Source organism: Pelagibius litoralis, assembly GCF_011683915.1.
GTDB classification, from domain to species: Bacteria; Pseudomonadota; Alphaproteobacteria; order Kiloniellales; family Kiloniellaceae; genus Pelagibius; species Pelagibius litoralis.
On sequence record NZ_JAAQPH010000001.1, the window covers coordinates 1 to 25,992 of the forward strand.

The 25,992-nt window shown below is 57.1% G+C and carries 26 protein-coding genes and 1 tRNA gene; 19 read left to right on the plus strand and 8 right to left on the minus strand.

Annotation, left to right across the window (positions count from 1 at the left end):
• The 4 genes from HBA54_RS00005 to HBA54_RS00020 all read left to right on the plus strand — a co-directional run.
• Positions 1-1,838 (plus strand): ubiquitin-activating E1 FCCH domain-containing protein (locus HBA54_RS00005; protein ID WP_240932418.1); only part of this gene is annotated, 1,838 nt, incomplete at its 5' end.
• A complete protein-coding gene (locus HBA54_RS00010) occupies positions 1,838-2,269 on the plus strand; it encodes a hypothetical protein (RefSeq protein ID WP_167220275.1) in 432 nt (143 codons plus the stop codon). The genes HBA54_RS00005 and HBA54_RS00010, both read left to right, overlap by 1 nt.
• A gap of 14 nt (positions 2,270-2,283) precedes the next feature.
• Positions 2,284-2,736 (plus strand): hypothetical protein, encoded by a 453-nt coding sequence (locus HBA54_RS00015; protein ID WP_167220276.1) that lies wholly within the window; start codon positions 2,284-2,286, stop codon positions 2,734-2,736.
• 54 nt (positions 2,737-2,790) lie between these two features.
• Positions 2,791-5,316, plus strand: a complete 2,526-nt coding sequence (locus HBA54_RS00020; protein WP_167220277.1) for a hypothetical protein — start codon at positions 2,791-2,793, stop codon at positions 5,314-5,316.
• Positions 5,317-5,337: 21 nt separating this feature from the next.
• Here HBA54_RS00020 and HBA54_RS00025 read toward each other — a convergent pair whose 3' ends face one another.
• Positions 5,338-6,033, minus strand: a complete 696-nt coding sequence (locus HBA54_RS00025) for an SEL1-like repeat protein (protein WP_167220278.1) — start codon at positions 6,031-6,033, stop codon at positions 5,338-5,340.
• A gap of 234 nt (positions 6,034-6,267) precedes the next feature.
• Positions 6,268-6,987, minus strand: coding sequence for a hypothetical protein (locus tag HBA54_RS00030; RefSeq protein ID WP_167220279.1), 720 nt, complete (start codon positions 6,985-6,987; stop codon positions 6,268-6,270).
• A 353-nt stretch (positions 6,988-7,340) separates the two neighbouring features.
• On the opposite strand from HBA54_RS00030, the gene HBA54_RS00035 reads away from it, so the two are divergent.
• Together HBA54_RS00035 and HBA54_RS00040 are read left to right on the plus strand one after the other, a co-directional pair.
• The gene (locus tag HBA54_RS00035) at positions 7,341-9,329 is read left to right on the plus strand and encodes a hypothetical protein (protein WP_167220280.1); all 1,989 of its coding nucleotides are present in this window, start codon (positions 7,341-7,343) and stop codon (positions 9,327-9,329) included.
• Entirely contained in the window at positions 9,329-10,003 is a 675-nt protein-coding gene (locus tag HBA54_RS00040) for a hypothetical protein (protein ID WP_167220281.1), read from the plus strand. Before HBA54_RS00035 ends, HBA54_RS00040 begins: the two co-directional genes overlap by 1 nt.
• Before the next feature lie 27 nt (positions 10,004-10,030).
• Here the strand turns inward: HBA54_RS00040 and HBA54_RS00045 are convergent, their stop codons facing one another.
• Complete coding sequence (locus HBA54_RS00045) at positions 10,031-11,038, minus strand: sulfotransferase family protein (RefSeq protein ID WP_167220282.1); 1,008 nt, start codon at positions 11,036-11,038, stop codon at positions 10,031-10,033.
• Between the two features lies 1 nt (position 11,039).
• Here HBA54_RS00045 and HBA54_RS00050 point away from each other — a divergent pair, with 1 nt between their 5' ends.
• From HBA54_RS00050 to HBA54_RS00085, 8 genes are all read left to right on the plus strand, one after another.
• Positions 11,040-11,363, plus strand: coding sequence for a hypothetical protein (locus HBA54_RS00050; protein ID WP_167220283.1), 324 nt, complete (start codon positions 11,040-11,042; stop codon positions 11,361-11,363).
• A gap of 17 nt (positions 11,364-11,380) precedes the next feature.
• Positions 11,381-11,626 (plus strand): hypothetical protein, encoded by a 246-nt coding sequence (locus HBA54_RS00055; RefSeq protein ID WP_167220284.1) that lies wholly within the window; start codon positions 11,381-11,383, stop codon positions 11,624-11,626.
• 46 nt (positions 11,627-11,672) lie between these two features.
• Positions 11,673-11,834: a hypothetical protein gene (locus HBA54_RS00060; protein WP_167220285.1), complete on the plus strand. Its 162-nt coding sequence runs from the start codon at positions 11,673-11,675 to the stop codon at positions 11,832-11,834.
• Between the two features lie 5 nt (positions 11,835-11,839).
• Positions 11,840-12,304 (plus strand): hypothetical protein, encoded by a 465-nt coding sequence (locus HBA54_RS00065; RefSeq protein ID WP_167220286.1) that lies wholly within the window; start codon positions 11,840-11,842, stop codon positions 12,302-12,304.
• A gap of 369 nt (positions 12,305-12,673) precedes the next feature.
• Positions 12,674-13,030 (plus strand): hypothetical protein, encoded by a 357-nt coding sequence (locus tag HBA54_RS00070; protein WP_167220287.1) that lies wholly within the window; start codon positions 12,674-12,676, stop codon positions 13,028-13,030.
• A 148-nt stretch (positions 13,031-13,178) separates the two neighbouring features.
• Positions 13,179-13,271, plus strand: a tRNA-Ser gene (locus HBA54_RS00075).
• Between the two features lie 496 nt (positions 13,272-13,767).
• Positions 13,768-15,372 (plus strand): M23 family metallopeptidase, encoded by a 1,605-nt coding sequence (locus HBA54_RS28895; RefSeq protein WP_240932419.1) that lies wholly within the window; start codon positions 13,768-13,770, stop codon positions 15,370-15,372.
• Positions 15,356-15,853, plus strand: a complete 498-nt coding sequence (locus tag HBA54_RS00085) for a bactofilin family protein (RefSeq protein WP_167220288.1) — start codon at positions 15,356-15,358, stop codon at positions 15,851-15,853. The genes HBA54_RS28895 and HBA54_RS00085 overlap by 17 nt, the downstream gene beginning before the upstream one ends.
• An 8-nt stretch (positions 15,854-15,861) precedes the next feature.
• Here the strand turns inward: HBA54_RS00085 and HBA54_RS00090 are convergent, their stop codons facing one another.
• The 3 genes from HBA54_RS00090 to HBA54_RS00100 form a co-directional block, all read right to left on the minus strand.
• Positions 15,862-16,917, minus strand: a complete 1,056-nt coding sequence (locus HBA54_RS00090; protein ID WP_322095949.1) for a threonine ammonia-lyase — start codon at positions 16,915-16,917, stop codon at positions 15,862-15,864.
• Positions 16,918-16,925: 8 nt separating this feature from the next.
• Positions 16,926-17,624 (minus strand): haloacid dehalogenase type II, encoded by a 699-nt coding sequence (locus HBA54_RS00095; RefSeq protein WP_167220289.1) that lies wholly within the window; start codon positions 17,622-17,624, stop codon positions 16,926-16,928.
• Between the two features lie 61 nt (positions 17,625-17,685).
• On the minus strand, positions 17,686-19,683 hold the full coding sequence (locus HBA54_RS00100) for a lytic transglycosylase domain-containing protein (protein ID WP_167220290.1): 1,998 nt from the start codon (positions 19,681-19,683) through the stop codon (positions 17,686-17,688).
• A 182-nt stretch (positions 19,684-19,865) separates the two neighbouring features.
• On the opposite strand from HBA54_RS00100, the gene dapA reads away from it, so the two are divergent.
• Entirely contained in the window at positions 19,866-20,741 is an 876-nt protein-coding gene (gene dapA / locus HBA54_RS00105; protein ID WP_167220839.1) for a 4-hydroxy-tetrahydrodipicolinate synthase, read from the plus strand.
• Between the two features lie 20 nt (positions 20,742-20,761).
• Positions 20,762-21,226, plus strand: coding sequence for an SsrA-binding protein SmpB (gene smpB, locus HBA54_RS00110; RefSeq protein WP_167220291.1), 465 nt, complete (start codon positions 20,762-20,764; stop codon positions 21,224-21,226).
• Here the strand turns inward: smpB and HBA54_RS00115 are convergent.
• Both HBA54_RS00115 and HBA54_RS00120 read right to left on the minus strand, forming a co-directional pair.
• Positions 21,200-21,850, minus strand: coding sequence for a uracil-DNA glycosylase (locus HBA54_RS00115; RefSeq protein WP_167220292.1), 651 nt, complete (start codon positions 21,848-21,850; stop codon positions 21,200-21,202). The two genes, smpB and HBA54_RS00115, sit on opposite strands and share 27 nt — an antisense overlap.
• Positions 21,851-21,870: 20 nt before the next feature.
• The gene (locus HBA54_RS00120; RefSeq protein WP_167220293.1) at positions 21,871-22,506 is read right to left on the minus strand and encodes a LabA-like NYN domain-containing protein; all 636 of its coding nucleotides are present in this window, start codon (positions 22,504-22,506) and stop codon (positions 21,871-21,873) included.
• Between the two features lie 184 nt (positions 22,507-22,690).
• Between HBA54_RS00120 and folK the strand changes: the two genes are divergently transcribed.
• From folK to HBA54_RS00135, 3 genes are all read left to right on the plus strand, one after another.
• Positions 22,691-23,194 (plus strand): 2-amino-4-hydroxy-6-hydroxymethyldihydropteridine diphosphokinase, encoded by a 504-nt coding sequence (folK, locus tag HBA54_RS00125; RefSeq protein WP_322095950.1) that lies wholly within the window; start codon positions 22,691-22,693, stop codon positions 23,192-23,194.
• Between the two features lie 121 nt (positions 23,195-23,315).
• Positions 23,316-23,681, plus strand: coding sequence for a DNA-directed RNA polymerase subunit omega (gene rpoZ / locus HBA54_RS00130; protein WP_167220294.1), 366 nt, complete (start codon positions 23,316-23,318; stop codon positions 23,679-23,681).
• 135 nt (positions 23,682-23,816) lie between these two features.
• Positions 23,817-25,961 carry a RelA/SpoT family protein gene (locus HBA54_RS00135; protein WP_167220295.1) on the plus strand — a complete coding sequence of 715 codons (2,145 nt, stop codon included), beginning with the start codon at positions 23,817-23,819 and terminating at the stop codon, positions 25,959-25,961.
• Positions 25,962-25,992 lie beyond the last annotated feature (31 nt).

Genomic DNA, 25,992 nt, shown 5'->3' on the forward strand with positions numbered 1-25,992 from the left:
CGACCGAGGTCCAGGACGATGACGGCCTGGATTTCACGATTGCAGCCGATCAGGTCAATGCTATCAGATGGATGTCGCCGGGGCGGCAGTTGATCCTGGGCACCTCCGGCGGTGAATGGTCGGTCACTTCCGACGGCCCGGTGCTGACCCCCCTCGATCTGGCCGTGCGACGGGAGTCGACCAACGGCAGCGCCAACATCCTGCCTGTGCGAATCAGCTCCATCGTGCTCTTCGTCCAGCGCGCGAAGCGCAAGCTGCGAGAGTTTGTCTTCAGCTTTGAGACCGACGGCTTTCGCACACCGGACCTGACCATCCTGGCGGATCACATTTCGGAAAGCGGTATCCACGAGGTCATCTATCAGCAGGAGCCGGACAGTCAGGTTCATTGTCTGCGTGAGGATGGCGTTCTGGCGACTCTGACCTATCGTCGGGAGCAGGATGTCGTCGGTTGGTCCAGGCACATCCTGGGCGGTGGGTATCAGGGTGGCCGCACAGTGATTGAGAGCATTGCGGCGATTCCCGGAAGCGCGGCAGCGGCAAGTGAAAATCTGGATGAGGCCTGGGTCGTGGTGAAGCGCACCGTCGGCGGAGCCACGCGGCGCTACATCGAGGTCTTTGAGCCGGTGTTCAATGCGCCGAATCGAGAGGAGTTCGATATGGAGGTCGAATTCGATGCTGCGGTTCTGACAGCTCAGCAAGACGCCTTCTATGTCGATAGCGGCTTAGTGCTGGACACCCCGATTAGTATTAACAACGTCGAACTTATTGCCGCCGTTGACAGCTTTGAATCTTGGCCGGACGGTACGAGCAACCCACCAGAAGGGTGGATCAAGACTGGTGGTGCCGGTGGGCTGGGGCAAGCACCCGGCATTGCCGACGGGCTCTACGCGATCTCACTTGGTGGATCGAGCAACACGATCGAAAAGGATTTCGATTTTACAGAAATCCATTCTCTTGTGTTCGACGTGGCCGCGGCCGGTAAGACGCTTGAGATAAGGATTGATGGTGTCGTCGAGTACAGTGAAAGCGAACCGAACGGGCGCTTCTCCATTAATGTGAATGCTTACAGCGGAGTATTGACCGTAGAGGTAGTCCAAGGCTCCCTTTCGTCTGGGAGCCTTGTTCTCGACAACCTAAGGTTCCTTGGTACAAGTGCCAGCGGTAGCACAGTTGTTATCACAGCCCCAGCGCATGGGTTTGCTGATGGGAACACGGTCGATATCGCGGATGTCGTCGGTATGGAAGGCTTGAACGGTCGTCGCTTCACGATCTCGAGCGTGACAAGCGACGCCTTCGAGATACTCGATATCGATACCTCAGGGCTTGCTCCCTATAGCGGTGGTGGAGAGGTGCGCAAGGTCGTGTCTTCCATCTCTGGCCTTGAGCACCTGGAGGGCGAGACGGTAAAGGTTCTCGGCGACGGCGCGATCATGCCAGACCGGATTGTTTCAGGCGGTCAGATATCACTCGACACGCCTGTTTCACGAGCCGTTGTCGGGTTGGGATACCGTCATATCTTCAAGAGTCTGAAGCTTGCCTCGGGCGCTGCGGCGGGAACGGCCGTTGCGAAGGTGAAGCGGGTGCATGGCATCGCCCTGGTCCTGTTGCACAGCCTTGGTATCCGGATCGGTCCATCGATCGACCGGCTGGAGGATGTGCCGCTGCGCGAGGTGAAGGACGCCATGGACAAGGCGGTGCCTTTGTTCACCGGCGAGCGTTACGTGAGTTTTGACGGTGACTATGAGCGTGACGCCCGGATCGTCATCGCGGGTGATGCGCCCTTACCATTTACGCTTCTGGCGGCCGCGCCGGAGCTGAAGACCAACGAGCAGATCTGATGAAGGGACCACAGATCGTTGCCTTCGAGCCGGCGCACCTAATCGATATCGATCCGCCGGTACTGCTGAATGGTCAGATGCAGCGTTTTGCGGCCGCCTATCGACCCGCCGGTCCCGCATTCACCCTTGTTGAAAAGGGACGAGCCCTTGGATGCGGTGGCTTAATTCTGGACGGAAAGCTGGGGCATGCCTGGGCCTTTCTCTCGGATGCCCTGAGACGGAGGCCGCAGCTACTTCACCGCACGGTACGCAGGGCCCTGCCGGCGCTTATTGAACACTACGAATTGGAGGCGGTGACGGCGGAGGCGCACGTGGACTTTGCCGCGGCACAGCTTTGGTTGAAGCGTCTCGGTTTTGAGTTTGAGGAAATAGCCCCCCGCTTTGCAGGAACGACGGAAAACTATGTGAGGTATAAAATATGGCTGGAATAACAGCAGGCGGCATCATGGCAATTACGGCTATTGCCAGTGCTGCAGTTAGTGCCGTCGGTACTATTTCTGCCGGAAAAGCGCAGGCGGATGCCGCCGAATTCAATGCACAGATCGCGCAGCAACAGGCCGAGCGCGAGCGCCAGATCGCAGAACGTGAGGCTGCAGACTTTCGTCGGCGCGAAGGCCGGGTACTGGCTGCATCGCGGGCACGGCGCGCCGGCTCCGGCGTTACATCGCAAGGTTCGCCCTTGTTGGTTGATGAAGTGACAGCTGCGGAGATTGAACTGGGAGCCCAGAACATTCTGGTGGGTGGCGCAACCAGTGCTACGCGTCTTCAGCAACAGGCAGCTCTGGATCGATCAAGGGCTCGCTCGGCGAAAACCGGTGCCTTTCTCGATGCCGGATCGACGTTGTTGACGACCGCTGGCCAAACCAATTTCAACAATTTCTTCGAACCAGAAACGTAGTCAGCAGGATCAAACGCAAATAACCAATCCAGTCCTACACAATGAGGTCGCTCAATGCCCCGTATTCCCTCTGCTTCCGACATACGTTCTGTCTCGGCCGGTGTGACCCGAGATCCAGGTGTTCGCGCGAGCGCCGAGGACTTCGGTCTTGGCGTGGCGCGGGGTATTTCCAGTCTGAGCGAGGGCATTGCCAATGCTGCGCCGCTATTTGTGAAGCTGAAGGAGATGACCGACAAGTCCGACGCGGCGGAAGAAAAGATTCAGACCGAAAAGAACAAGGCCGAAGTGCGTCAAGCCGCGATCCAGATGGTCGATGACCTGGAGTACGACGGCAACGCGCCCCTCGAGGCGGCGGAGCGGTCCGCGCAAGACCTGGAGGCGATGGAGGAAGAGAAGTTGAGGGCTCTGCCGCCGGAGCGACGGGCCGCTGTGCGCGAAGCAAGCGCGCCGATCCGCCTGGGTCATGGACTGCGTGCTGCACAGCGTCTGCAGAACCAGAAGGTCGCCGCGCTGGAGCAGGGGACAGCGGAGACGCTGAAGTTGCTGCAGGCGCAGGCGGCAGCGGATCCGGGTGCGGCTGCGAAGCTGGCCGCGGACGGCCGGGGCCTCCTGACCGAACTGCACGCGGCGGGTGCCCTGAGCGATGCACAATTGGAACAGCGGAGCACAACCTTTCAGCGGGAGCTTTACGCCGGAATGCTGCGCGACCAGCCGGCGGGCGACGTGGTGGCAGATCTGGAGGCGGGGATTTACGACGAGGCGCTGGACGACTCGGATCTGAAGCAGCTGCTGCTGATCGAGAGCCGTTGGCGGATGCAGGGCGAGGAGGCGCAGGGACGGGCCAGTGGCCGGGCTCTGGTGGCGAGTGCCGCACAGGGCGATGCGGCGGAGCCAAAGCTGAGCGATGCCACGGCAAGACTGCTGGCAGCGGGGGACTTCGCGGACTTCGAGCTTGAGGCCGAGAAGGCGCGGCGAGTGCGCAGCGGCGTGGAGAGCCTGCGCTTTGCGCCGGAGGCGGAATTCGAGGGAGAGATCGGAAAGCTCGCCCCGGCGGTGGAGGCCCTGGACAAAGAGGCGCGGCTGGAGATCCAGGAAGCGGTACGCAAGGGCAGCGAACAGTTGCTGGAGGAACGGCGCGCCGATCCGGCGGACTATGCCATGGGCCTGCCGTCGGTTGCCAAGGCCTTTGCGGCGGCGAAGGGAGACCCCTCGTTGCTGCCGGCGGCGGTCAGCGGGCGCCTGGCGGCGCAGGCGGCTATGGGTATCGGCCCCGAGGATCAGCGGGCGCTCAGCAAGGCGGAGGTGGCGGAGATGCTGCAGGGCTATCAGGCGCTGCCGGTGGAAGCACGGGGCGAGGCGGTAAAGGCGTTGCAGGAAGCCTATGGCGACGGAATCGGCCGGGTGGCCGCAGAACTGGAGGAAGCGGGGCTGCCGGCGCAGATGGTTCAGGCTCTCGATCCGAACAGCAAGGGCGCCTCGGCAGGGCCGTCGATCGATGAGGCACAGCCTGCGGCCTCGGGACCGGGAGGGGATATCATTGCAGAAACCGCGGAGCGGCTGCTCACCGAAGGGGAGGAGGCACGGTGCGCTAGAGAAGAAGCTGATCCGCCCGAGGACATGAGCCTCGATCGGTTGCCAAGACCGCCATTTCGGAATCCGAGGCGCGATCCAGAAAACTTGAACCTCTTGGCAAACGATGATCCGGGCGGAGTGGTGGGTGATGAAGGGCCATCGCAGTTGAGCGAGAGCTCCACGGGTGATCGTGGTAGTGCGGATCAAGTTGTCGCGGGTAGACCGGATGAGGGACCGGGAGTTGATGGGCTTTCGTTGACCGGCGGACCGGACGAAGCCGCAGAAACAGGGATGGAAGAAGAAAGTGAGGAGTCCTTCATCGACTCGTTCAGCCTTCGTGCCGCGGTTCGCAATGCGCCGCTCGACCCCACCTTCGACTCTTTCAGAAACCTGCCGCGATTGTCTGAAAGTCCGAAAGAACAGGCAGAGGCAATCTTCGATACAATGGGATTGACCGTCTATGCGCCGGAAGGTGAAGATGCACTGGTTCTCCTCGATATTGCGCGCGACCTCTGGTCCTTGCGCCATCGGTTTGAGACGCAGGGCCCATCCGTTTTGACGCAATTTGAAGAGAAGGTCCGCGACTTTTCCAGAGTCGCCACCGCGAAGCGTTATCACGAGCGGAATCCGAATGCAAAGTATGGAAGCCTTGGAGTTTTCGCCAAGGCAGTATTGAACAAGCCGGAACGCTATCTCTGGTCACTCAGCGACAATCAATTGGACCACTTGCATGCGAGGGCACTTGATCTCTCCGATTTCACAGAAGGCGGCGAAATGGCGACCAGTGCGCTGTCGACTGTCGCCCCTGCTGCAGGCAAGAAATTTGGCAAGCTTGTTGGCGTCGCTGAAGCCGCGAATTTGGCCGTAAGCCTGGTGTCAGGCAACTATGCCGAGCAACTCAGCCTCACTAAGACTGAGCAGTTCCGGCGCGGGATATTGAAGTACCCGCCTGGGTCCGCATCAGAAAAGATGATGATCGAGCTTACGGGTGTCACACCAATCCGATAGCTGTTGGTCAGTGAAGCCATTTTACTCTGGTTCCTGCACCGAAGTATCGGCGAGCGCTTCGGCCTTCCATTGTTTCCATTCCGCATAGTGGTCTTTCAGGGGAGGCAGATTGAATTGCCGCTTCAAAATATCGACCTGAGCCGCGAGTTGTCCGCGACGGAAATCATCGGGGTCCTTCGGGCCGCAGGCACCTTTCTGCCAGACTGGATCGTCAAACTTGAAGCCGTCAAGCGCAATGATTCGCCAAGCATCGGCAATCAGCGCGTCCTGCGGAACGACTCCTACAGGCGTGCAATAGTACTGTGATACAAGAACGAGGCCATTGCTCATTCCTAGCTTTGCAGCTTTCAGTGCCCAAAGATATCCATGATCATGGAGTCCGAGTATAGAGAACTGATATGCTGTTTTGTACATCGCAAGGGGGGAGCCATAGCGAGCTGCTTCTTCATACCAAGTGTAAACATGCTTTATGTCATATTCTAAATTCCTTTCATGGATGTATGCCTTTAGATAAAGGGCCTCGCCATTTCTGTCTTCGACTAGCGGTTCCAGAGTCTTCAGTGCGGATTCAAGATCTTTGCGTACCATTGCGATGTAAGCGGCTTTGATCTGAGCTTTCGCCTCGTCGTTCTCCGATTCAGCCGCTTGGCTGCTGACCGGCAGGGCAAGCAGCGAAAGCATGGTCGCCAAGAGCACGCCGACGAAGCGAGCCCTCATGATGAAGCGGCACCTGTACATCATGGATGAAATCCCTTCCTATGCTTGTTTGACCGGTCGATCGGTGGAGGTTGAGGCCTCTTGCCATATGTTCTCTTGCGACACGATCCTTTAGCTCTGATCGGCTTCTGCCCTGGCCGGACGCTTGCCAATACTGCTACGTTGCGCCGACTGTCATTGTAAAGAGGTCCATTATTGAATTGAACATGGCTTCTTACGCTCGCAGAACCGGTCTTACTCGGCAGGTGTATCTACCTCTCTCTCCAGTGCTTCCAAAGTCCAAGAGTACCAGTCGGCAAGAGGGTCACTGACAGGGGGCAGCCGGAAACGGCTGGTCAGAAACTTGACCTGTGTTTCGAGTTGCCCTCGCCGAAAGTCGTCTGGTTCCGAAGGGCCGCAAGATCGCGAGACCCATTGTTGATCGTCAGCGTCAAAACTGCCGCCCATGCCAATGATCAACCAGGCGTCAGCAACCAGTGAATCCGGTAGGATAACGTCCCACGAGTCGCAGTAGAATGCAGAGATGAAGAAGTGGCTCCCGGTTACACCCTCTTTCGCGGCCTTAAGTGCCCAGGCGAATGCAAGCTCATGATTGCCAAGATTCATGTACCCTCCCGCGGCGGGTAAATAGGCAGCCACAAAACCAAGCCTTGCTGCTTCCGTTTGCAAGGCAAGCACCTTCTTGCCGTCGGGGCGCTCCATCATGTTAAGGACACCTGCCTTCAGGAAGATGGCCTCACGGTTCTTGGCTTGGACAAGCGGCTCCAGGATCTGGAGTGCCTCTTTGAGTTCTCCGCGGTGCCAACCTATGTAAGCGGCTTTGATTTGCTCGCGCACCGCATCGGTCTGTGCCTCGGATGCGTGGATATCGTGGAGTGGTGTCAACAAGAGCGCAGCACCAAGAACTACTTGGCAAACTGGCAATACGAGCCGAGACGGAAATCGAATATTCATTTAGCAATCCTCTGAGCCCTGCGGCAGGTAGAGCAGCATGGATTTGATGATAGTCAGTATCTCACTCTACCGCTGATTGCTTTCATGTTCAATCTTTGTTCTTTCTTCCGATTCCGTGACCTGAAACTGCGCGAAGGCCCGCTCGGCTGACCCGAAACCGAGGCTTTTGACCTGTTACCTTGGAAAACGGGGCCGACAGCCTGTCACCAACAGGCAACCGATGGACAGAGGCGCACGCCCAAGCCGAGCCCGTTTCTCCTTTCCCAACGAACACTCCGCAAAGTGACCGCGCCCCGGCGCACGTCATCAATTCAACCTCATCCCCTAGACCAGGAGGCTTGCCAGGAGCACCCATGACCATTGCAACCACGACAGCCAAGAGCCGCTATGCCGGTGACGGCACCACCACGAGCTTTCCCACCGGCTTTAAGTTTCTCGACAACGATCATTTGCGCGTGATCCTGCTGCAGAGTGACGGCGGCGAGAGCCTCTGGACCGAAGGCAGCGAATACAGCCTGAGCGGCGCCGGTGCGCCCGGCGGCGGCACCGTCACCGTGGCGACCAGCCCGAGCGACTACACGCCCCAGGTCGGCGAGACGCTGGTCATCAAGCTGGGCATCCGCGCCGAACAACAGACCGCCCTGCCGCTGGGCGGCGCCTTTCCCTCCACCGCCGTCGAAGGCATGGCCGACCTGGCCGCCCTGCGCGACCAGCAGATCGAAGAAGCGCTGAGTCGTGCCGTCAAGTTCAAGGAGACGACAGCGCTGGCGGACGTGGAATTCCCGGAGCCGGAAGCGGGGAAGCCGATTGCTTGGAACAGTACCGGCGATGGCCTGGAGAACCGGGCGCGGATCGGCAAATGGCAAGGGGATTGGGTGACCGCGACCGACTATGAAGCCCTGGATATCGTGAGGGTGACGCCCGGCAACGACATCTATGTTTGCGAGGTAGCGCATACCTCAGGCGTCTTTGCGACCGATCTGGCGGCAAATCGTTGGTTCCTGGCAATCAATGTCCAGGATGTGGAAACGGCCGCGACCAATGCCTCGGCGTCCGCGAGTGCCGCCGACGCCGCGGCATCCAACGGTGCGAGCAGCGCCGCAGCGGCGGCAGCTTCCGAAACGGCAGCGGCTACGTCAGAAACCAACGCTGCGAGCAGCGCATCTGCTGCCGGCACCTCTGCCACCAACGCTGTAACTTCTGCAACAAGCGCCAGTGCTTCGCAGACGGCGGCCAGCACATCTGCCACCTCAGCCACTTCTTCCGCGTCTGCTGCATCAGGTAGCGCAGCTGCTTCAGAAACGGCTAGGGCCGCGGCAGTTGTTGCTAGGACCGGCGCGGAAACCGCTGAAACTGGCGCTGTAACGGCCAGGAATGCAGCAGAAGCTCTATATGGAAACTTGGCGGCAGTAGACGCCGCGCGGGTTGCAGCAGAAGCGGCTCAAACAGCAGCGGCTACGTCAGAGACTAACGCGGCCAGTTCTGAAACTGCTGCCGCAGGGTCGGCAAGCTCGGCAGGTACATCGTCCACGTCTGCATCTGGTAGTGCCACGGCAGCTAGTAACTCCGCCGCAGCAGCATCCACTTCACAAACCGCAGCTTCGGCAAGCGCCACCTCTGCAGGCACCTCGGCAACCAATGCCGCCTCCTCCGCGTCTTCGGCTGGTATCTCCGAGACGAATGCAGCAAATAGTGCCACAGCGGCGGACCTCTTCGCTATCCTGAACACCACAAGCGCCACGCCTAACGCGGTCGGCCTGGGTTCTAAGGTGTTCACGACGGCCGATGTGCGGTCCTTCGCGGTCGGCGGCTGGATCATAGTGGCTCAGGCAACGAATGCCGACAATTACATGATCGGTCAGGTGACCGCCTGGAATTCCGGCACGCAGCAGTTGACGGTCAACGTCACAAACATTGGTGGCACCGGAACCATTTCGAACTGGAATATTCAGGGTACCGGAATTCCAGGTATCCAGGGTGCTGCCGGCGACCAAGCCGTCATGTTTGCCGTAGGCGACGAAGTCACAGCGATCACAGCGGGAACGGGCAAGATCAGTTTTCGAATGCCGTTCGCCTACACTGTATCCGCGGTGCGGGCCAGCCTAAAAACCGCCTCGTCATCCGGCGTGGTGACAGTCGATATCAACGAGGCTGGCGTTTCAATTTTTGGTGCGCAAAAGCTCCAGATCGATCAGGACGAAACCACGAGCGTAACGGCGGCGCTATCTCCGACAATCAATGATGCGACCCTAGCCGACGATGCCGAGATCACGGTTGATATCGATGCTGCCGGAACGGGCGCGGTCGGGCTGAAGGTGTCTCTGGTGGGGAGTCCGACCTGATGCCGACATTGTTGAACCCGTCGCGGCTCCTTCCGCCAGCGCCTTTTCCCATCGTTGAGTCTGTGACGCCCACCCAGTTTTCCAGCAACGCAAACAGTTTCAATGTCAATCTGCCGGAGATAGTCAACGCCGGAAACCTGTTGTGGCTTCACTTGACGGTTCTGAACACCGGGACGATTAGCGGACCGCTTGGTTGGAGCAACCTTCGAACGCCGTCGTCGATTAACATCTTCTCCGGTAAGGTTGCTGATGGGACCGAAGGCGGAACATCGGTAACTGTCAATAAAACTGGCACGGCGGACACCGCTGTTGCACAAGTTATTCAGGTTTCCAACTGGTCTGGAAACCTCTCGGACGTAGAGAGTGTTGCTGGCTCCACCTTGTTTAACACATCGTCATTCAATCCACCTAACTTAGTGCCAACATGGGGCGCGGCCAACACGCTTTGGATAGCGGCCTATTGGGCACAATTTCAGGTGACATCCATCACTTCCTACCCGTCCGACACGATCAATCAAAACTACCAGAATGACGGAAGCGGAGGCGGTAGATGTGAGATTGCCAGCGCCACAAGGGCGCTGAATGCGTCATCCTGGGACCCAGGGGCTTTCGTAGTATCAGGCCTCCAGAATTTCGCGGCAGCCTACACCTTTGCAATCAGGCCATTTATTTAGTGGTCTTTCGTTGACCCACCACAAAAATCATGCGGTTGCATAACCGAAGGCGCGCCTAATATCTGTACAAATCTGATCGATCTTCTCAGCCTCGTCGCCGGTCAACACTTGGCGGTAGCGTCCAATGCTGGACGCCGAGATCGGACCGCCGCTTAAGTCGGTTAGATAAGCGTTCCAACGTGTATGCTGAAAGATGCCATCATTTTCAGGATCGATGCGGCTCCGCCATCCCTCTTTGTCTCCTGGCTTCCCTGGCGGAAATGACAGATCACAGAACGCCGAAAGCTGATTGAGGACGTTCTCGGTATCGCCGATCAACGCCTCATAGGATACAAAGAAAACACGATTTCTTAGATCGTGGCGATCTTCCTTTAAAGACCGCAGTACCGGCAGGTAAAACTGACGATAAGACGCACAAAGCCTCTCGATATCCCGGCCAACATCGGCCAAGAAACTGCGTTCGCCAGCTTGCCGATGCTTCTCACCCACTCTGATCATTGACGCAATGGTGTCTTTCGGATCGCGGACAGAGATAACGAAGCGCGCGTTTGGCAAAAGGGTGGCGGCGTGTTGAAAATAGCTCGATAGTTCGGGGTTTTTCAAAACGAGGCAGGCAGGTCGGTCCAATCTGCGATGGGTTTCCGCGAGCAGGCGATCGATTATGTCTCTGGTAAAGGCAAGAAGCTCCTGCTGGCCACCAAGGTAGTCATTGATGAATAGTTGGTCGCTTCCGGCGTACTGCGCATAGACGCCGATATGGCTGGTCAGATAGCGGCAGCCATGTACGAACGGGTTGGCTTGAGGGGAACTGCAAAGGATGTGCTGCAGCAGCGAAGTGCCGCTGCGCATAGCTCCTGCGACGAAGACGAGTTTGAAAGGCCCTGTGCTCACGCAGAGATACTGCCGCCCGCTTATGGTTACCCGCAACCGGAAAAAGAACCAAATCTTTCCGAACTCCAGCATATAGCGAACCGGCGCCACAGAAGCGGCGGGTATCCGGGCTTTTCGGCCTGATCCCTGAACCAAGGATTTCACTATGTCAACCTTCACCAAGGCGGCGCTGCTGGCGCTTGCCTGCTTCGTCGTGTCCGGGGCCTGGATGCCGGACCCGGCTCTCGCCCAGGGGTCTCACTGCGGCCCTCGGGACGCACTGGTCGATGCCCTGAGTGAGGGCTACCAGGAAAGTCCGGTCAGCCGGGGCGTGACCTCCACCGGGGCGCTGCTGGAGATCTTCGCCGGGCCATCCGGATCCTGGTCGATCCTGGTGACGGTGCCGGGTGGTCCGACCTGTCTGGTTTCTTCGGGGGAGGGGTGGCGCCGCCTGCCGTTGGCCGGCGAAGACCATGATCCGGCAGTGTGATGGCCTGGATGGATCGTATGGCCGAAGACCGCATCGCCCGCGAGCAGGCCAGCGCGGCGAACCACAAGATCGATGCGCATGAGGATCGTTGCAGCGAGCGCTGGCGCGAGGCGCGCGACGAGATGAAGGATCTGCGCCAGCGCATCTTCGACACCCGTGTCTCCATGGAGCAGGGGCATCGCCGCCTGACCGGCTGGATCATTGGCGGGCAGGGCAGCGTGATTCTGCTGCTCGGCGGCTTTCTGATCTCCAAACTGATTTAGCAGACTCCTTCCTCCATCCCCTTTCAAAATACTTCAGGAGACAAGCATGTTCACTGCCTATGACAAGGCGGCGGCGGCGGCTATTGGTGCGGCCGTTACCTCTGTTATCGCTGCCGTTACGACACTCGACCCCGATGTGGTCGGTGCCGCCGGTACCCTGGTCACCGCCGGGCTGGTCTGGCTCGTCCCCAACAAGACTGCGGAGTAGCGCTCATGCGATCTGTTCTCCCCATGGCCGGCCTGCTAGCGGTACTTCTGCTTTCTGCCTGCTCGACCTTCGGCCCGACCGGCCAGCAATCGCTTGAACCGGAAGCGCGGCCGTCAGGGACCGAGGCTTCCTATTCGCCTTTCAACTGGTCGCCGCCGAATTATGCCGGCATGACGGCCGGACGCATTATCTATCCGGGCCGGGACGGCGGGGCACCAGTGGTGGCGGAGTGGATTTCCGGTAAGGAAGCGGAAGGCGCTAGCATCACCTTCACCACGCCGAATGGAAATGTTATCAGCTACAGTGCTCAGGGTCTGAGAGGTTTCGAGGGGCAGCTGGCGCGAGCCCAGGTGGAGAGCGACCTAGCGGCACAGCTTTCGGATCTCTGGGCGAATGTGACACCGGAAATCAAGTCCGGCCTGGTGGATGCCGTCTGCCTTTATGTGACCAAAGCGCCCTGCGGCGGTTAGCGCTGGGGCTGTCAGTCCTGACCTTGGAGAACTGCGATGGTTTGGCTGTCGGGGGTGTGGTCGAACAGATGCACTATATGGTTTGTTTCTCGTCTGGTTCACCATGGGTTAGGATGCCACCCAATTTAAAACTCGCAATGCGTTTTGCTTAGCGGGCGACAAGGTACATTCCAACTGCAAAAGACCGGTTCATAGGCGTGATCATTTCACACAGTCACCGCTTCATTTTTCTCAAGACACGAAAGACTGCAGGCACAAGCGTCGAGCTATCTCTCAGCCGCTATTGCGATGGTCTGGACATTATCACGCCAGTGACGGCAGAGGATGAAGCCAGCCGTTTAGCCGCTGGGTGAGGGGTGGCGCGCAACTTTGCTCTGGCGCAAGAGTGATGGCCGAAGGAGCGGAAACTTCGAAGCGTTCCTTGACAGCGGTATTCCTCAGGCCGATCGGAACGCTAATGTGTACATGGACGGCCAGGAGCTTGCGGTGGATGTTGTCATCGACCATGCGCGACTGGCGACCAATCTTGCTGAGGTCTGCAAGACGCTCTCGATACCCTTCGATGGCTGGTTGCCAAGAGCGAAAGGGGGAGTTCCACGCGACGAAGAGATCAACATGACAGACGCGCTGCGGAATCGGATTGAGACTACCTTCGATCTGGAACTGCGGACCTATAACCGTGCCGCCTCGGGAGAGTTCCTGAAGCTGCTCCAAGAGCCCAGATGAAGATTTCGGACACACACAAAACGTGAATATACAGCGTGGGGTTTGTGCCGTTCTCGCGGTGCTTCTCCAGGTTTTCTTCCTGAGACCCCACTTTGCGCTTGCGCTGGTCCACTGTAAGACGTTAGGAAATCAGCCGCTTTCCCGGTACGGACAGGTGGCCGAGTGGCTGAAGGCGCTCCCCTGCTAAGGGAGTATGTGGTGATGAGCTGCATCGAGGGTTCGAATCCCTCCCTGTCCGCCAATTCTCCTTAACGGGGAACCCGATGATGGACACCCGGCGTGTTTTGAACCCTGGGCTCCGGGGAGCCGCCGGTTTTCTCCGATAAAGTGCAAGTGACAGTCATCCAATGATATCGCCGGTTTGGTGAAATCTTCATGCCCTTAACCGTTGATTAACCTTGATCCGGCTTGATTGGCGGAGGTTTCGGGCCGTTTCACGATGTCTTAGGACTCGGCGTTCATACTTGTCGAAACCTTGCGGTGCGGATAGCTTACCTTTGCTGTTTCAGATGCACAGTTCTGCGCCTTCCCGGCGCGAATTGGGGGAACTCGGTAAGTAATCAAGAGAGTTTGTTCGCAACCGCTTTTAGCAGATGCGGCGACGGCATTGATGATGCTGGGATTTCCGCCTGTGGTGGCTGAGCATGAGCTTTGCCAGAATGGGTGCCCTGTAGCCGATGTCACCGTCAATCGCCCGGATTATGCGGGCAGAATGATAGGGGAGGACGGTCCACAGTATGTGGAAGGACTTGAAAGGCCGGATCACCAACCGACTGGATCAAGTATTCGTCGCCCGCGAGCTGATTCTCCGGGCGAACGACCGTGTGACCGTTCTGCGATTGCCAGTTCGGGCTCAGAAATTATGCCTTCTCGGTGCTTCCTTTTTATTCGGCTGGACGGTTCTCGCAAGTGGCGGGGTCGTTGTTCAAGAGTGGATTATTTCTGGCAAGGATCGCGAGATTGAGCAGCACAAGCTTGATTACTTTGATCTATTGAGCGAAGTCACCGAGTACCATGAGCAGTTTGCTCAGATCACACGCAATCTGGAAGACAACCAGGCCTTCTTGTTATCGGTGTTGAAAGACGGGGCAGAGGCCGACGTCGAGATTTCCGCTATCGAAGATCAGTTGAAAGGTAGCGAAACTGAGCAGGAAAGGGTCGTGGTTGCGAGCGACGGCCTGAGGACCAAGTTGAAGCGCTTTGAGAGCGATCTCCAGGAGATCGTGGGCCGCAACATGGAACTCCGCGATCAGGTCCAGAGCATGCGGACGGTCCTTTCAGACGCCCAGGCAGAAAAGGTGAGGGTTGCAGAGGCCCGCATAAAACTCGGCCAGAAACTTCAGCAGATTGAGACAGAACTCGCCGCGATGGCTGCTGCGAAGCGGCAATTGGAGATCACAGTCACTGATCTGCAGACCGATATTGCCACCGCGCGCGAAAGATGGGCTGCTTCGGAGACCGTCGGTCAGGATCTGCGCCAGGAAGTTCTCGTCCTCGAGTCCCAGTTGGAGCAGACCGCCGGCCGGCGAAACGATCTGCAAAGGCAGATTGCTGCTCTTGAAGAATCATTGGGCAACGCGATGCATCGCGGGGACGGATTGCAGACCGACAAGCAGGGGCTGCAGGCTGAGGTCACCGGAATGCGTCAACGCATGACCGACATGAGAATGGCCCAGCGTAACATCGTGCAGAGACTGCGCGAGCGCACAGAGTTGAGCGTCGACAGCATTGAGCGGACCGTCGCAATGACCGGACTCAAGCTGGACGATTTGCTGGCGGGTATTGAAGAAAGCGGCGTCGCTCAGGGCGGTCCCTTTGTCGCCGGCGACTATACCGGCGATTTCAACGGTGATTCGGAGCTGGAGATCGCACTGTCATTGCTGGATCTCAGGCTAAGCCGCTGGAACGCTTTGCAGAAAGTCATGCGCACGCTGCCGTTGACGGTTCCTTTGGAGCAGTACTCGCTCAGCAGCAAGTACGGAAAGCGCAAGGATCCGCTTAACGGCCGTATTGCCAACCATCGTGGGCTCGACTTTCGTGCGCCCATGAAGACGCCGGTTTTTGCGACCGCACCCGGAACTGTGACCTATGCCGGTTGGAGCGGACCCTTTGGCCGGATGGTCGAAATCGACCATGGCCACGGCATCCGCACCCGCTATGCGCACCTTAAAAAGATCCTTGTCAAATCCGGACAGTCGGTAGCTAATCGCGAGAAGATTGGGCAGGTAGGTTCTTCCGGACGCAGTACCGGCCCTCATTTGCACTACGAAGTGCGTTATAACGGTGTTCCACTCAATCCCATGAAGTTCTTGACGGCAGGCAAGCATGTTTTCAAAGACTAAAGAGACCAATGGCAGCCCCGAAGCGGTGACTTCGACCAGCACAGAACCCAAACGAAACACTGGGAGCACCAGTGTTCCGTCGATCATCAGCGCGGATCTAAAAATTACCGGCAATCTGAAAAGTGACGGTGATATTCAGGTTGATGGTTATGTCGAGGGCGATATCGACAGTGCGACACTGACGGTGGGTGAAGGCGCCCAGGTCAAAGGGCACATCAGCTGTGATGCTGTGCGCATTTGCGGCACCATCGATGGGGCCGTAAAGGCCAAGTCTGTGGTTATGGCGAAATCCGCCCGAGTGATCGGCGATATCATCCATGACAGTCTGGCTATAGAAGCCGGCGCTTTCATCGAGGGCAACATCAAGCGCCTCGAAGGGGCCAGCCGTCCTTCTTCCGGCTCAAGCACGAGCAACGTTTCGCCGGTTTCGACCGCTTCAACGGGCTCAACGGCACCGGCTGGTAAACCGTTAGCCAGCTAGCTTTGTAGTCAATCGTGCTCGGCTAGGACGGTGCGATAGAGTTCAGCGTCGACATTGCCGCCGGACAGGGTCAGTGCCACTGTCCGGCCGGCACAGTCGAATTTGCCGGATAGCACCGCCGCCAAGCAGACTGCGCCGCCTGGTTCGACGACAAGCTTTAGGTTGCGGAATGCAAAGGCCATCGCGGCTTTTACTTCGGTATCAGTGACTGAGAGCCCCCGGCTGATCCGTTTCCGGTTGATGGAAAACGTAAGCATGCCAGGCTGTGGGGCCAGCAAGGCATCGCAGATCGATGCCTCGTGTCCGCTATTCGCGACGATCTCACCGGCTGTTATGGATCGCTTGGTATCGTCGAACGCAGAGGGCTCGACCGTCAAGACTTCGGTCTCAGGCGATAACTCCTCCAAAGCTATGGCGCAACCAGCCGTCAAACCACCGCCGCCACAGCAAACCAGCAAGCTATCAAGCTTTGCATCTATTGCCCTTGCCTGACTAACGATCTCCATGCCGCATGTGCCTTGCCCGGCGATGATGCCGGGATCGTCGTAAGGTCGCACCAAGGTCGCGCGCCGCTGCTCCGTAAGTTCTCGACCAATTTCCTCCCGCGAGTCATGCCGTCGGTCATAAAGAACCACCTCTGCACCGAAAGAACGCGTGTTTTCAACCTTAATCGCCGGCGCGTCTGCCGGCATCACAATCACCGCGGGAATGCCAGTGATTGCGGCGGCTGCGGCAACCCCTTGCGCATGGTTGCCAGAAGAATAGGCGACGACACCGTTTTCTCTTTTCGCTTCTGGAATTTGACTAATGCGGTTGAAAGCACCGCGGAACTTGAAGGATCCAGTTCTCTGAAAGGTCTCCGCCTTTAAGAGAACCCGGCCCTTCACGACCTCGTTTATCATTGATGATTCGAGAAGCGGTGTTTCGACGGCCCAGCCACGCAGGCGCTGCGCGGCCAAGTTTATGTCGTCAAATGTCGGTGCTTTATCAAAGTTCTCGGTATTCAAAGCTTCCACTCTGGTCATCTGCTGTTTTTTGTTTCGTGTGCTTAATACCAGCGTCACCGGCCAATTTATTTCAGGCCGAGCAATGGCGGGAGTTCATCAAGCCTTCGAATGGTGGCCTTTATATCACCGGGGATGCGGTCTGGTTCTCGATTGAACCTGTTGATCCAGGCCACCGTGAAGCCAAAGTGGGCGGCGCCGCGCGCGTCCCACCCATTGCTTGATAGGAAGCAAATCATCGCCTTTGGTATAGCCAATCTGTCGACAGCAAGCTGGTAGACTCTGGCGTCGGGCTTATAGATACCGACGTCTTCGACCGACAGAACCTGATCAAGCACAGCGTCAAGACCGGCAGATGTGACGGCGGCTTCCAGCATGCCCGGGTTGCCATTTGAGAGGATCGCCGTTGTCAGGCCGGCCATTTTCAGTTTTTTCAGGGTCTCTTTGACTTCAGGATAGGCATCCAAGGTCAGATAGAGCTCCATAAGCTTACGATGAAGGGCAGCGTTGTTTGTGCCGGAGGCCGACAGGGCGAAATCAAGACTATCGGATGTGACTTGCCAGAAGTCCACATGCGCGCTCATCAGGCTGCGCAACCAGGTGTACTCAAGCTGCTTTTGACGCCAAAGCTCGGACACGATCTCGGCCTTCTCGCCAAGTTCTTCACCGCCGCGCCGTATTGCCGAGTGAACGTCGAAAAGCGTGCCGTAAGCGTCGAAAACACAGGCTTTGGCAGATGTGAAAGGAGAGGGGGCGTCGGTGGCCAAGTTTACGATCCTCCGGCTTGTTGCTGCACGATCTTGGGAACTGAATGATGCGGAACCTGCGTCATCTCGAACTCAGTGGCGATACAGAGAGCGACCAGGAGGGGCGGGCGAGATTCGGGTTCATTTGACGGTACACCATCAGCGACTCAAGAATGCGCTGTACGTAGTTGCGCGTTTCATCAAAAGGAATCTTCTCGATCCATATGATCGGGTCGACGGAGGGTGTGCGCGGATCGCCGAACTCCTTCACCCAGCGATTTGCGCGGGTTGGTCCAGCATTATATGCGGCAAGCGCCAGTATGTAGGAGCCGTCGAACTGCGCCAGCAACTCCATGAGGTAGGCCTGTCCGAGGCGAAGATTGTAGTCCGGATCGCTCGTGAGGCGACCCCGATCATAAGATAGTCCGGTGCCGCGCGCCGTTTGTCGGGCGGTTGCGGGCATCAATTGCATAAGTCCAAGGGCGCCTACCGGACTTCTCGCCCCTGGGTAAAACTCACTTTCCTGCCGCATGAGCGCAAGGACCAACGCCGGCTCCGGCCCGCTCGCTTTAGGGAGCGGGCGCTGCGGATAAAGCAAGGGGCCTAAATCGATATCCAATCGACGGGCGGCCTTTGCGGCACGCAAAGCCAAGTCCTGGCGATCCATGGCATTGGCCAGCTCGATAACCAACTGAAAATCAGTCTTGGTTTTGGCATCTTGGCGCAGTCGTGCAAAAAAGGTTTGCTGCAGCCTGGGCTGATTGACTTGGCCGAGAATCTTGGAAGCGCCGACGACCTCTTCGCCCAGGAACGCTGTTACAGCGGCTTTCGGCGTTTCTGCCAGGCCCTCCAGATTCAGAAGGGGTTTTGCACCAATTCTCTGTGCCGCAAGTTGCCCATAAAACGTGGCGGGAAAAACTGCGGCCAGCGCGTACCATCGCCGAGCATCGGTAGCGTTCCCTAGCTTGGCGTGGGCTTCACCGGCCCAGAAGGCACCTCTTGATTTGCTGATTGGTGAGGTGACACCATCGTAAAGCGTGGTGAAGTGTTTCAAAGCCTCTTCAGGGCGCTTTAGGAAGATTAGCGAAATCCACCCAGCCAACCATTCCCCTTCTGCAAAACCCAACCCTTGGGTCAACCCATGGCGCCGGCTGACTTGGTACGCCAGGATCTCTTCAGAGCGGTTAAGCGCCCGCCGAGCGGCCCACTTTCGCAATCGCCACCAACTATCCAGATGCTCACCTTTTGTGGGTGCGTTGTTGAGGATCTCTATCACACCCTCAAATCGGTTTCGACGTTGGCGCCAGGCGGTGCGCTCGTAAAGTAAGCCCTCATCAGCTTGCAAGCTTTTAGGCACCTTACGGATGGCGACATCGACCCCGGGTTTATCTCCATAGAGGGCGAGCCGTGCGCGTGCGATGGCAGCAAGGTCGGGGCCAACCCGTCGTAGTTGGCGCCGCGCCGCGGATGTCCGCCGGTCCCAAAGCAAGCGGGTGAGGCGCTTTTGCTCGTGTTCGGCAGACAAGTGGCGACCAAATTGGCGACGAAACTGCGCTTCGTCTTTGCTGTCGAAGTCGAGCGAAACCCAAAGGAGCGGGACCCACTTCTGAAGCCCGTCTGTATCGCCCTGCTGATTCAGTGCATTGCAAAACACGAGAGCACCGACCCCTGTGATGGGAGGGCGGTTGCCGAACCAACGGATCACTCTTTCAGGGCTCCAGCTTGCCGGCAGCAACAGCTCTGCGTTTCGGTAGAGCTGATAGCGCCTCGGCCACTGTGGATTGGATCGTAGAAATGCGTCAATCTCGGCGAACTCCCGCCCAGAGTTGCGATCGCTGAGGTCGACCCAGTCTGCGATTTTCGTAGCCAGTGCATCACCGCCCTGCCGGGCTAGTTCAAGGCCACGCTTCCGCTCGCCATTTTCCATTAATTCAAAGGCTGAAGCATAGAGCCGCTGATCTTTATCGCTGAGCACCATTTCGGGCGCGGTGGCTATGGCCTTCGTTGTCAGAAGAAGAGGCCACAACACGACCAGCCCGAGGGTGTAGGCAGGCAATCTGACCAACTGGTACGGCTTCATGGTGGACCCCAACAACTCCCTGATGATGTTAGAAACTAAAGGTCTGGGAAAGCAGACTGCAAGCTCCGACTGCTCCTTCCTCAGCTTGCTCCTGACCCGGGCAGCCGCTATGTTCCCGCTTTAGAGTGGACGCGGCGGCTTGTCGGCGTCGGAAATCGAGGAATGCCAACATGTCGGGCCCAATGTTTTCTGGATCCATTACTGCTCTGATCACGCCCTTCAGCGACGGGCGGCTGGATGAGGCTGCTTTCCAGAAATTCGTTGAATGGCAGATTGGCGAAGGTACAGACGCGCTGGTGCCCTGTGGGACGACCGGGGAATCGCCGACCTTGACCCATGAGGAAGATATGCGAGTAACGGCCCTCTGCGTCGAGGTTGCCAAAGGCAGAGTGCCAGTCATCGCAGGAACAGGATCCAACTCCACGGATGAAGCGATCCAATTGACCCAGCATGCCAAGGATGCCGGTGCAGATGCAGCGTTGGTCGTTACGCCTTATTACAATAAGCCGACACAAGAAGGCCTTTATCAGCACTTTCGCGCTATTCACGATTCAGTAGAATTGCCGATTGTAATATACAACATACCCGGGCGCTGTATTGTCGATATGTCGGTGGGTACTATGGCGCGCTTGGCAGAACTTCCAAACATTATTGGCGTGAAGGACGCAACGGCCGATCTGGTGCGCCCGGCCTTGACGAGAATGGCGATCGGTAGCGGCTTCGCACAACTCTCCGGGGAAGATGCGACGATCGTGCCGTTCCTCGCCCAAGGTGGACATGGTTGTATCTCGGTGACATCCAACATAGCACCGCGTCTTTGTGCCGATCTGCATGCAGCATGGAAGCGCCGTGATCTTGATCGTGTCGCTGAAGTTAATAGTCGCCTCATGCCACTTCATCAGGCGCTTTTCGTTGAATCCAACCCCGCGCCGGTGAAGTTTGCAGCCAGTTTGCTGGGGCACTGCAAAAACGAAGTCCGATTGCCAATGATCACAATACAGCGGGAGACCGAAGCCAAGGTGCAGGATGCCATGGTTTATGCGGGCCTGTTGAACTAGGTCAAAGTGGCCAATGTGTTATGAAAACGGGGGCGAAGAAAGTCGCAGCCCAGAACCGGAGGGCACGGCACGACTTCCTGATAGAGGAAAGCTTCGAGGCGGGGCTGGTTCTGACGGGAAGTGAGGTAAAATCGTTGCGGGCTGGCCGAGCCTCGATTGCCGAAGCCTATGTTGGCGAGCGATCCGGAGAGTTATTCCTCCAAGGCGCGCACATACCAGAGTATGCCGCTGCCACGCGTAACAATCATCCGCCTAGGCGGCTTCGCAAGCTTTTGGTTCATCGCCGCGAGCTTGGAAAGCTTGTGGGCCAGATTCGGCGACAGGGTTACACCCTTGTGCCTCTCTCTATCTATTTCAATGAGCGAGGACGCGCAAAGCTTGAGGTCGGTCTCGCAAAGGGGCGGCGAAAAGCGGATAAAAGAGAAAACATAAAGGCGCGCGATTGGGACCGCCGAAAATCAAGACTGCTTCGGGACCGTGATTAAGAGCTGGCGAATGGCGCCGAAAACCTCTTCGAACATCCCTACGGTCAGGCGACCGGTATTCGTATTGTAGCGGGAGCAATGATAGCTGTCGGCGATCGTGACCCTGTCAAATCGATGCAGTCGTCCATGGCCAAAGGGATAGAGCACTTTGCGTGCTGACAGGGTCGTCAGCACAGCAGCATGTGACAACCCGCCCAGGCACAAAATGACCTGAAGGCGGTCCATTTGCTCAATCTCAGTTGCCAAGAACGGTCGACAGTTTTGGCCCTCCGATCCAATTGGCTTGTTCTCCGGCGGGACACAGCGAACAGCATTGGTTATCCGGCAGTCTTTCAGAACAAGCCCGTCATCAGCTGTGCGTCCATAAGTACCTTCGGCGAAGCCGAACTTGCCAAGCGTCTGATAGAGAAGGTCGCCGGCGTAGTCTCCGGTAAACGGCCTTCCGGTCTGGTTTGCACCCTTCAGGCCAGGCGCAAGTCCGACGATCAGAAGCCGTGAGTCAAGCGGGCCAAACGCTCTAACAGGTCCGTTGTGGAAAGCCGGAAAAGCTTGCCGATTGGCCGATCTAAACTCAACCAGTCTAGGGCAGAGAGCACAGTCTGATGGTGGTTCTATCGAACTCATAACATGAACCAATCCAGGCTTTAGACTGCTTCATCCTCGTAATAGTCATCGTCCTCGTTATTGGGGTAGTGATCGTCCTCATAGCCGTCTTGGCGAAGGCGCTCGCCGGCCCTGGATCGATCGGCGGGCAGTTGCCGGGCAATCTTAGATTGCATCTCAAAGAGATCCACAAAAGTGTCAGCCTGCCGTCGCAATTCATCGGCAATCATGGGCGGTTGAGATCTGAGGGTTGATACAACTGTGACCCTGCAGCCCCGTCTCTGCACCGCCTCAACAAGACGCCGAAAGTCACCATCGCCTGAGAAAAGAACGATATGGTCAAGGCGATCGACCATCTCGATCACATCAACCGCCAGCTCAATGTCCATATTGCCTTTGACTTTTCGCCGACCGGTGGCGTCGGTGAATTCCTTCGTTGGCTTGGTGACCATGGTGTAGCCATTGTAATCAAGCCAATCGACGAGAGGACGAATGGGTGAGTATTCCTGGTCTTCGATCAGTGCAGTATAGTAAAGGGCGCGCACAAGATTACATTTGCTGCTAAAAACATCCAGCAACCTTTTGTAATCTATGTCAAACCCTAGTGACCTAGCTGTCGCATAAAGGTTTGCGCCGTCAATGAATAGAGCGACCCGTTCCTGGTCGTAGAAGTTCATAGGTATCCTTCCGAACGAATAGTAAACCGCCAGATCTGCACGGCTCTGTTTACAACTTCGCGAATTCAATAACAATCTACACACGCAAAAAGGCGAACTGAAGAAATCTATCGCCATTTCGTTGATATAGATTTATGCCGTCTTTTTGATCTCGCAAGATAGGCTACGAAAGGGTCACGACACGGTGATTCTCGTTGCATTGGGTTCGAACCTAGAAAGCGCAGGATTTGGCGGACCTCGGCAAACGCTGGAAGCTGCTCTTGACGTCATGCCCAGCTATGGCATTGCGGTCATTCGAAAAAGTTCTTGGTACAGCAGCGCTCCGGTTCCTACGTCAAGCCAACCCTGGTTTGTAAACGGTGTTATTTGCGTTGAGACCTCGGTTGGCCCATCGGATTTACTGGCCAAACTGCATGCCATTGAGGAGCGGTTTGGCCGAAAGAGGATTCGTAAGAACGAATGCAGAACGTTGGACCTCGATCTTTTGGCGTTCGGCGAGAGCCGGCTTGCGGTTCAACAGGGGTTGATGTTGCCACATCCCAGGATTGCTGAGCGTGCCTTTGTATTGCAGCCAATAGATGAAATTGCGCCTGCCTGGCGACATCCGGTGACCGGCGAAACGGCGGCTGACATGCTTTCTCGCCTGCCAGGACAGCAGCGGATCAGGCGCCTGGGCACAACGTCATAGTCCGCTAGGCCTTGCAATTTTTCCGGTGTTTGACGCTTGCCAATCAGTTGCTCGGCCCATATATTCCGCGGCTCTGGGCTTAGCAGGTCCAGCGCTCACACATGTTTGGAAGGCTGCCATAATGGCTCGGGTAACTGTCGAAGACTGTGTCCTGCAGGTGCCAAATCGTTTTGATTTGGTTATGAGAGCTGCGCAGCGTGCGCGCGACATATCTGCGGGCGCTCCGCTCACGCTCGAACGAGATGACGACAAGAATCCGGTTGTCGCGTTGAGGGAGATCGCCGATCAGACGGTCGATCTGGAAGCACTTGGTGATGCGATCGTTACAGGCCTCCAAAAGCAAAGCGAGCAGGATGAGCCCGAGGATGATGTCGTCGAGTACGATGCGCCTATGATGCCGACGGCTACGGAAGAAGGCATAGGGCCCGACTCTCTTTTGGGAACCCAAGAGCAGGTGCCCCCCGTTATTGCTGACAAGCAGGAATAGGGGCGGCCGGCACGGATATCTGTCTTGCGCCACCACCGGCGTGGTTGTGTAAAGAAGAACTTGGCTACCAGTGGGCTAGCGCATATGCTAGAATCGTTTTAATTCGTTGATAGCAAAGGCGCGGTCGGACAACACATGATCCGGCAGTTTGAACTGGTCGAACGGGTCAAATCATACGATCCGGGCGCGGATGAGGATGCCCTCAACCGCGCCTATGTTTATGCGATGAAGGCACACGGGGCTCAGACCCGGGCTTCCGGTGACCCGTATTTCTCTCATCCCATTGAAGTTGCAGGCATACTCACCGAGCTAAAGCTCGATGACTCCTCGATTATTACTGCTCTGCTTCACGACGTCGTTGAAGATACGGATGCCTCCCTCGAGGATCTGGAAGCGAAGTTTGGGGCTGAGATCGCCAGACTTGTCGACGGTGTCACCAAGCTTGGGCGGCTTGAACTACAATCCGAAGAAACAAAGCACGCTGAGAACTTCCGCAAGCTGCTTGTTGCGATGTCTGAAGACATTCGTGTTCTGCTCGTTAAGCTCGCCGACAGGCTGCACAACATGCGCACGCTGCATTTTATCGGCTCCGAGGAGAAACGTCGCCGGATAGCGCGTGAGACTATGGACATTTATGCACCGCTGGCCGAGCGCATCGGGATGCACGGATTTAAAGATCAGCTCGAAGATCTGGCCTTTGCCGAGCTCAACAGAGACGGTCGGGAGTCTGTGCTTGCGCGCCTGGATTTCCTACGTGGGCAAGGACAGGATCTGTCAGACCGCATCATCGGTGAGCTGTGCGAGACTCTGAGTGCCGAGGGAATAGAGGTTTCCGTTTCGGGCCGAATGAAGTCGCCCTATTCGGTCTGGCGAAAAATGCAACGCAAGAACATTACCTTCGAGCAGCTTTCCGATATTATGGCGTTTCGCATTGTCGTCGATAACACGGGTGACTGCTACCACGCCCTTGGTTTACTTCACAGCCATTACCCTGTCGTACCGGGACGCTTCAAGGACTACATATCGACGCCGAAACCTAATGGCTACAGCTCCCTCCACACGACGATCATCGGACCCGAGCGGCATAGAATTGAAGTGCAAATCCGGACGCACCAGATGCACGAGATTGCCGAGTATGGTGTGGCAGCACATTGGCAATACAAGCAAGACAGCCCGCAAGTGGAAGGGCGGCAGTACCGCTGGATGCGCGAGCTATTGGATATTTTGGAGCATGCGGACAACCCCGAGGAGTTTCTTGAGCATACGAAGCTTGAGATGTTTCAAGATCAGGTCTTCTGCTTCACACCAAAGGGAGCGGTCATAGCGCTGCCCAGTGGTGCCACACCAGTAGACTTTGCCTATGCTGTTCATTCGGAAGTCGGCGATACTTGTGTCGGCTCGAAGGTGAACGGAAGGATGGTTCAGCTCAGAGCACCACTGCAGAACGGTGACCAGGTCGAGATCATCACATCAAGGGCTCAGACTCCCTCACCGGACTGGGAGCAGTTCGTTGTAAGCGGCAAGGCCAAGGCCCGGGTGCGCCGGTTCGTACGTCTCAAGCAGCTTGAACAGTATACCGAACTGGGTCGGCAGATTCTGCAGAAGTCGTTTCGCCAGGAAGGGTATGACTTCTCTGAGAAGGGGCTTGCGTCAGTTCTTAAGCGCTTCAAGAGCGAATCCCTCGGCGAGCTTTTTGCCGCTGTGGGGCAAGGTCACCTTACGGGCCGGGAAGTCGTTATGGCCGTGTTCCCGGGGGCGCGAGACGATGCTGCTGCCCCGAAAGTGGTGCCCTTGGCGCGGGCGCGCGCACGGCATGGAAAGGGCCGCGAAACATCCGTCCCGATTAAGGGGTTGATTCCCGGCATGGCCGTTCACTATGCGCACTGTTGTCATCCGCTTCCCGGCGATCGAATTGTCGGTATTGTGACCACCGGCAAAGGTGTCACAGTGCATACGATCGACTGCGATACGCTGGAGAGCTTTCATGCCACGCCTGAGCGGTGGGTTGATCTCTCGTGGGATGTTGATGACGGTGTCGAGCAGAGAATAGGGCGACTGCATGTGATCGTGGCAAACGAGCCTGGGAGTCTGGGCGGTTTGTCTACGATTATTGGTAAGAGTGGTGGAAATATAAATAATCTGAAGATCACCAACAGATCGGTAGATTTCTTTGAGATTCTTATAGATGTTGAAGTTGGTAACGTTAAGCATTTGACAAACATAATTGCAGCACTCAGGGCGATGCCGGTGATCACATCGGTTGAGCGCGCGCGCGGTTAAGGCCACGGCTATTTTTTTGGCTTAGGATTGA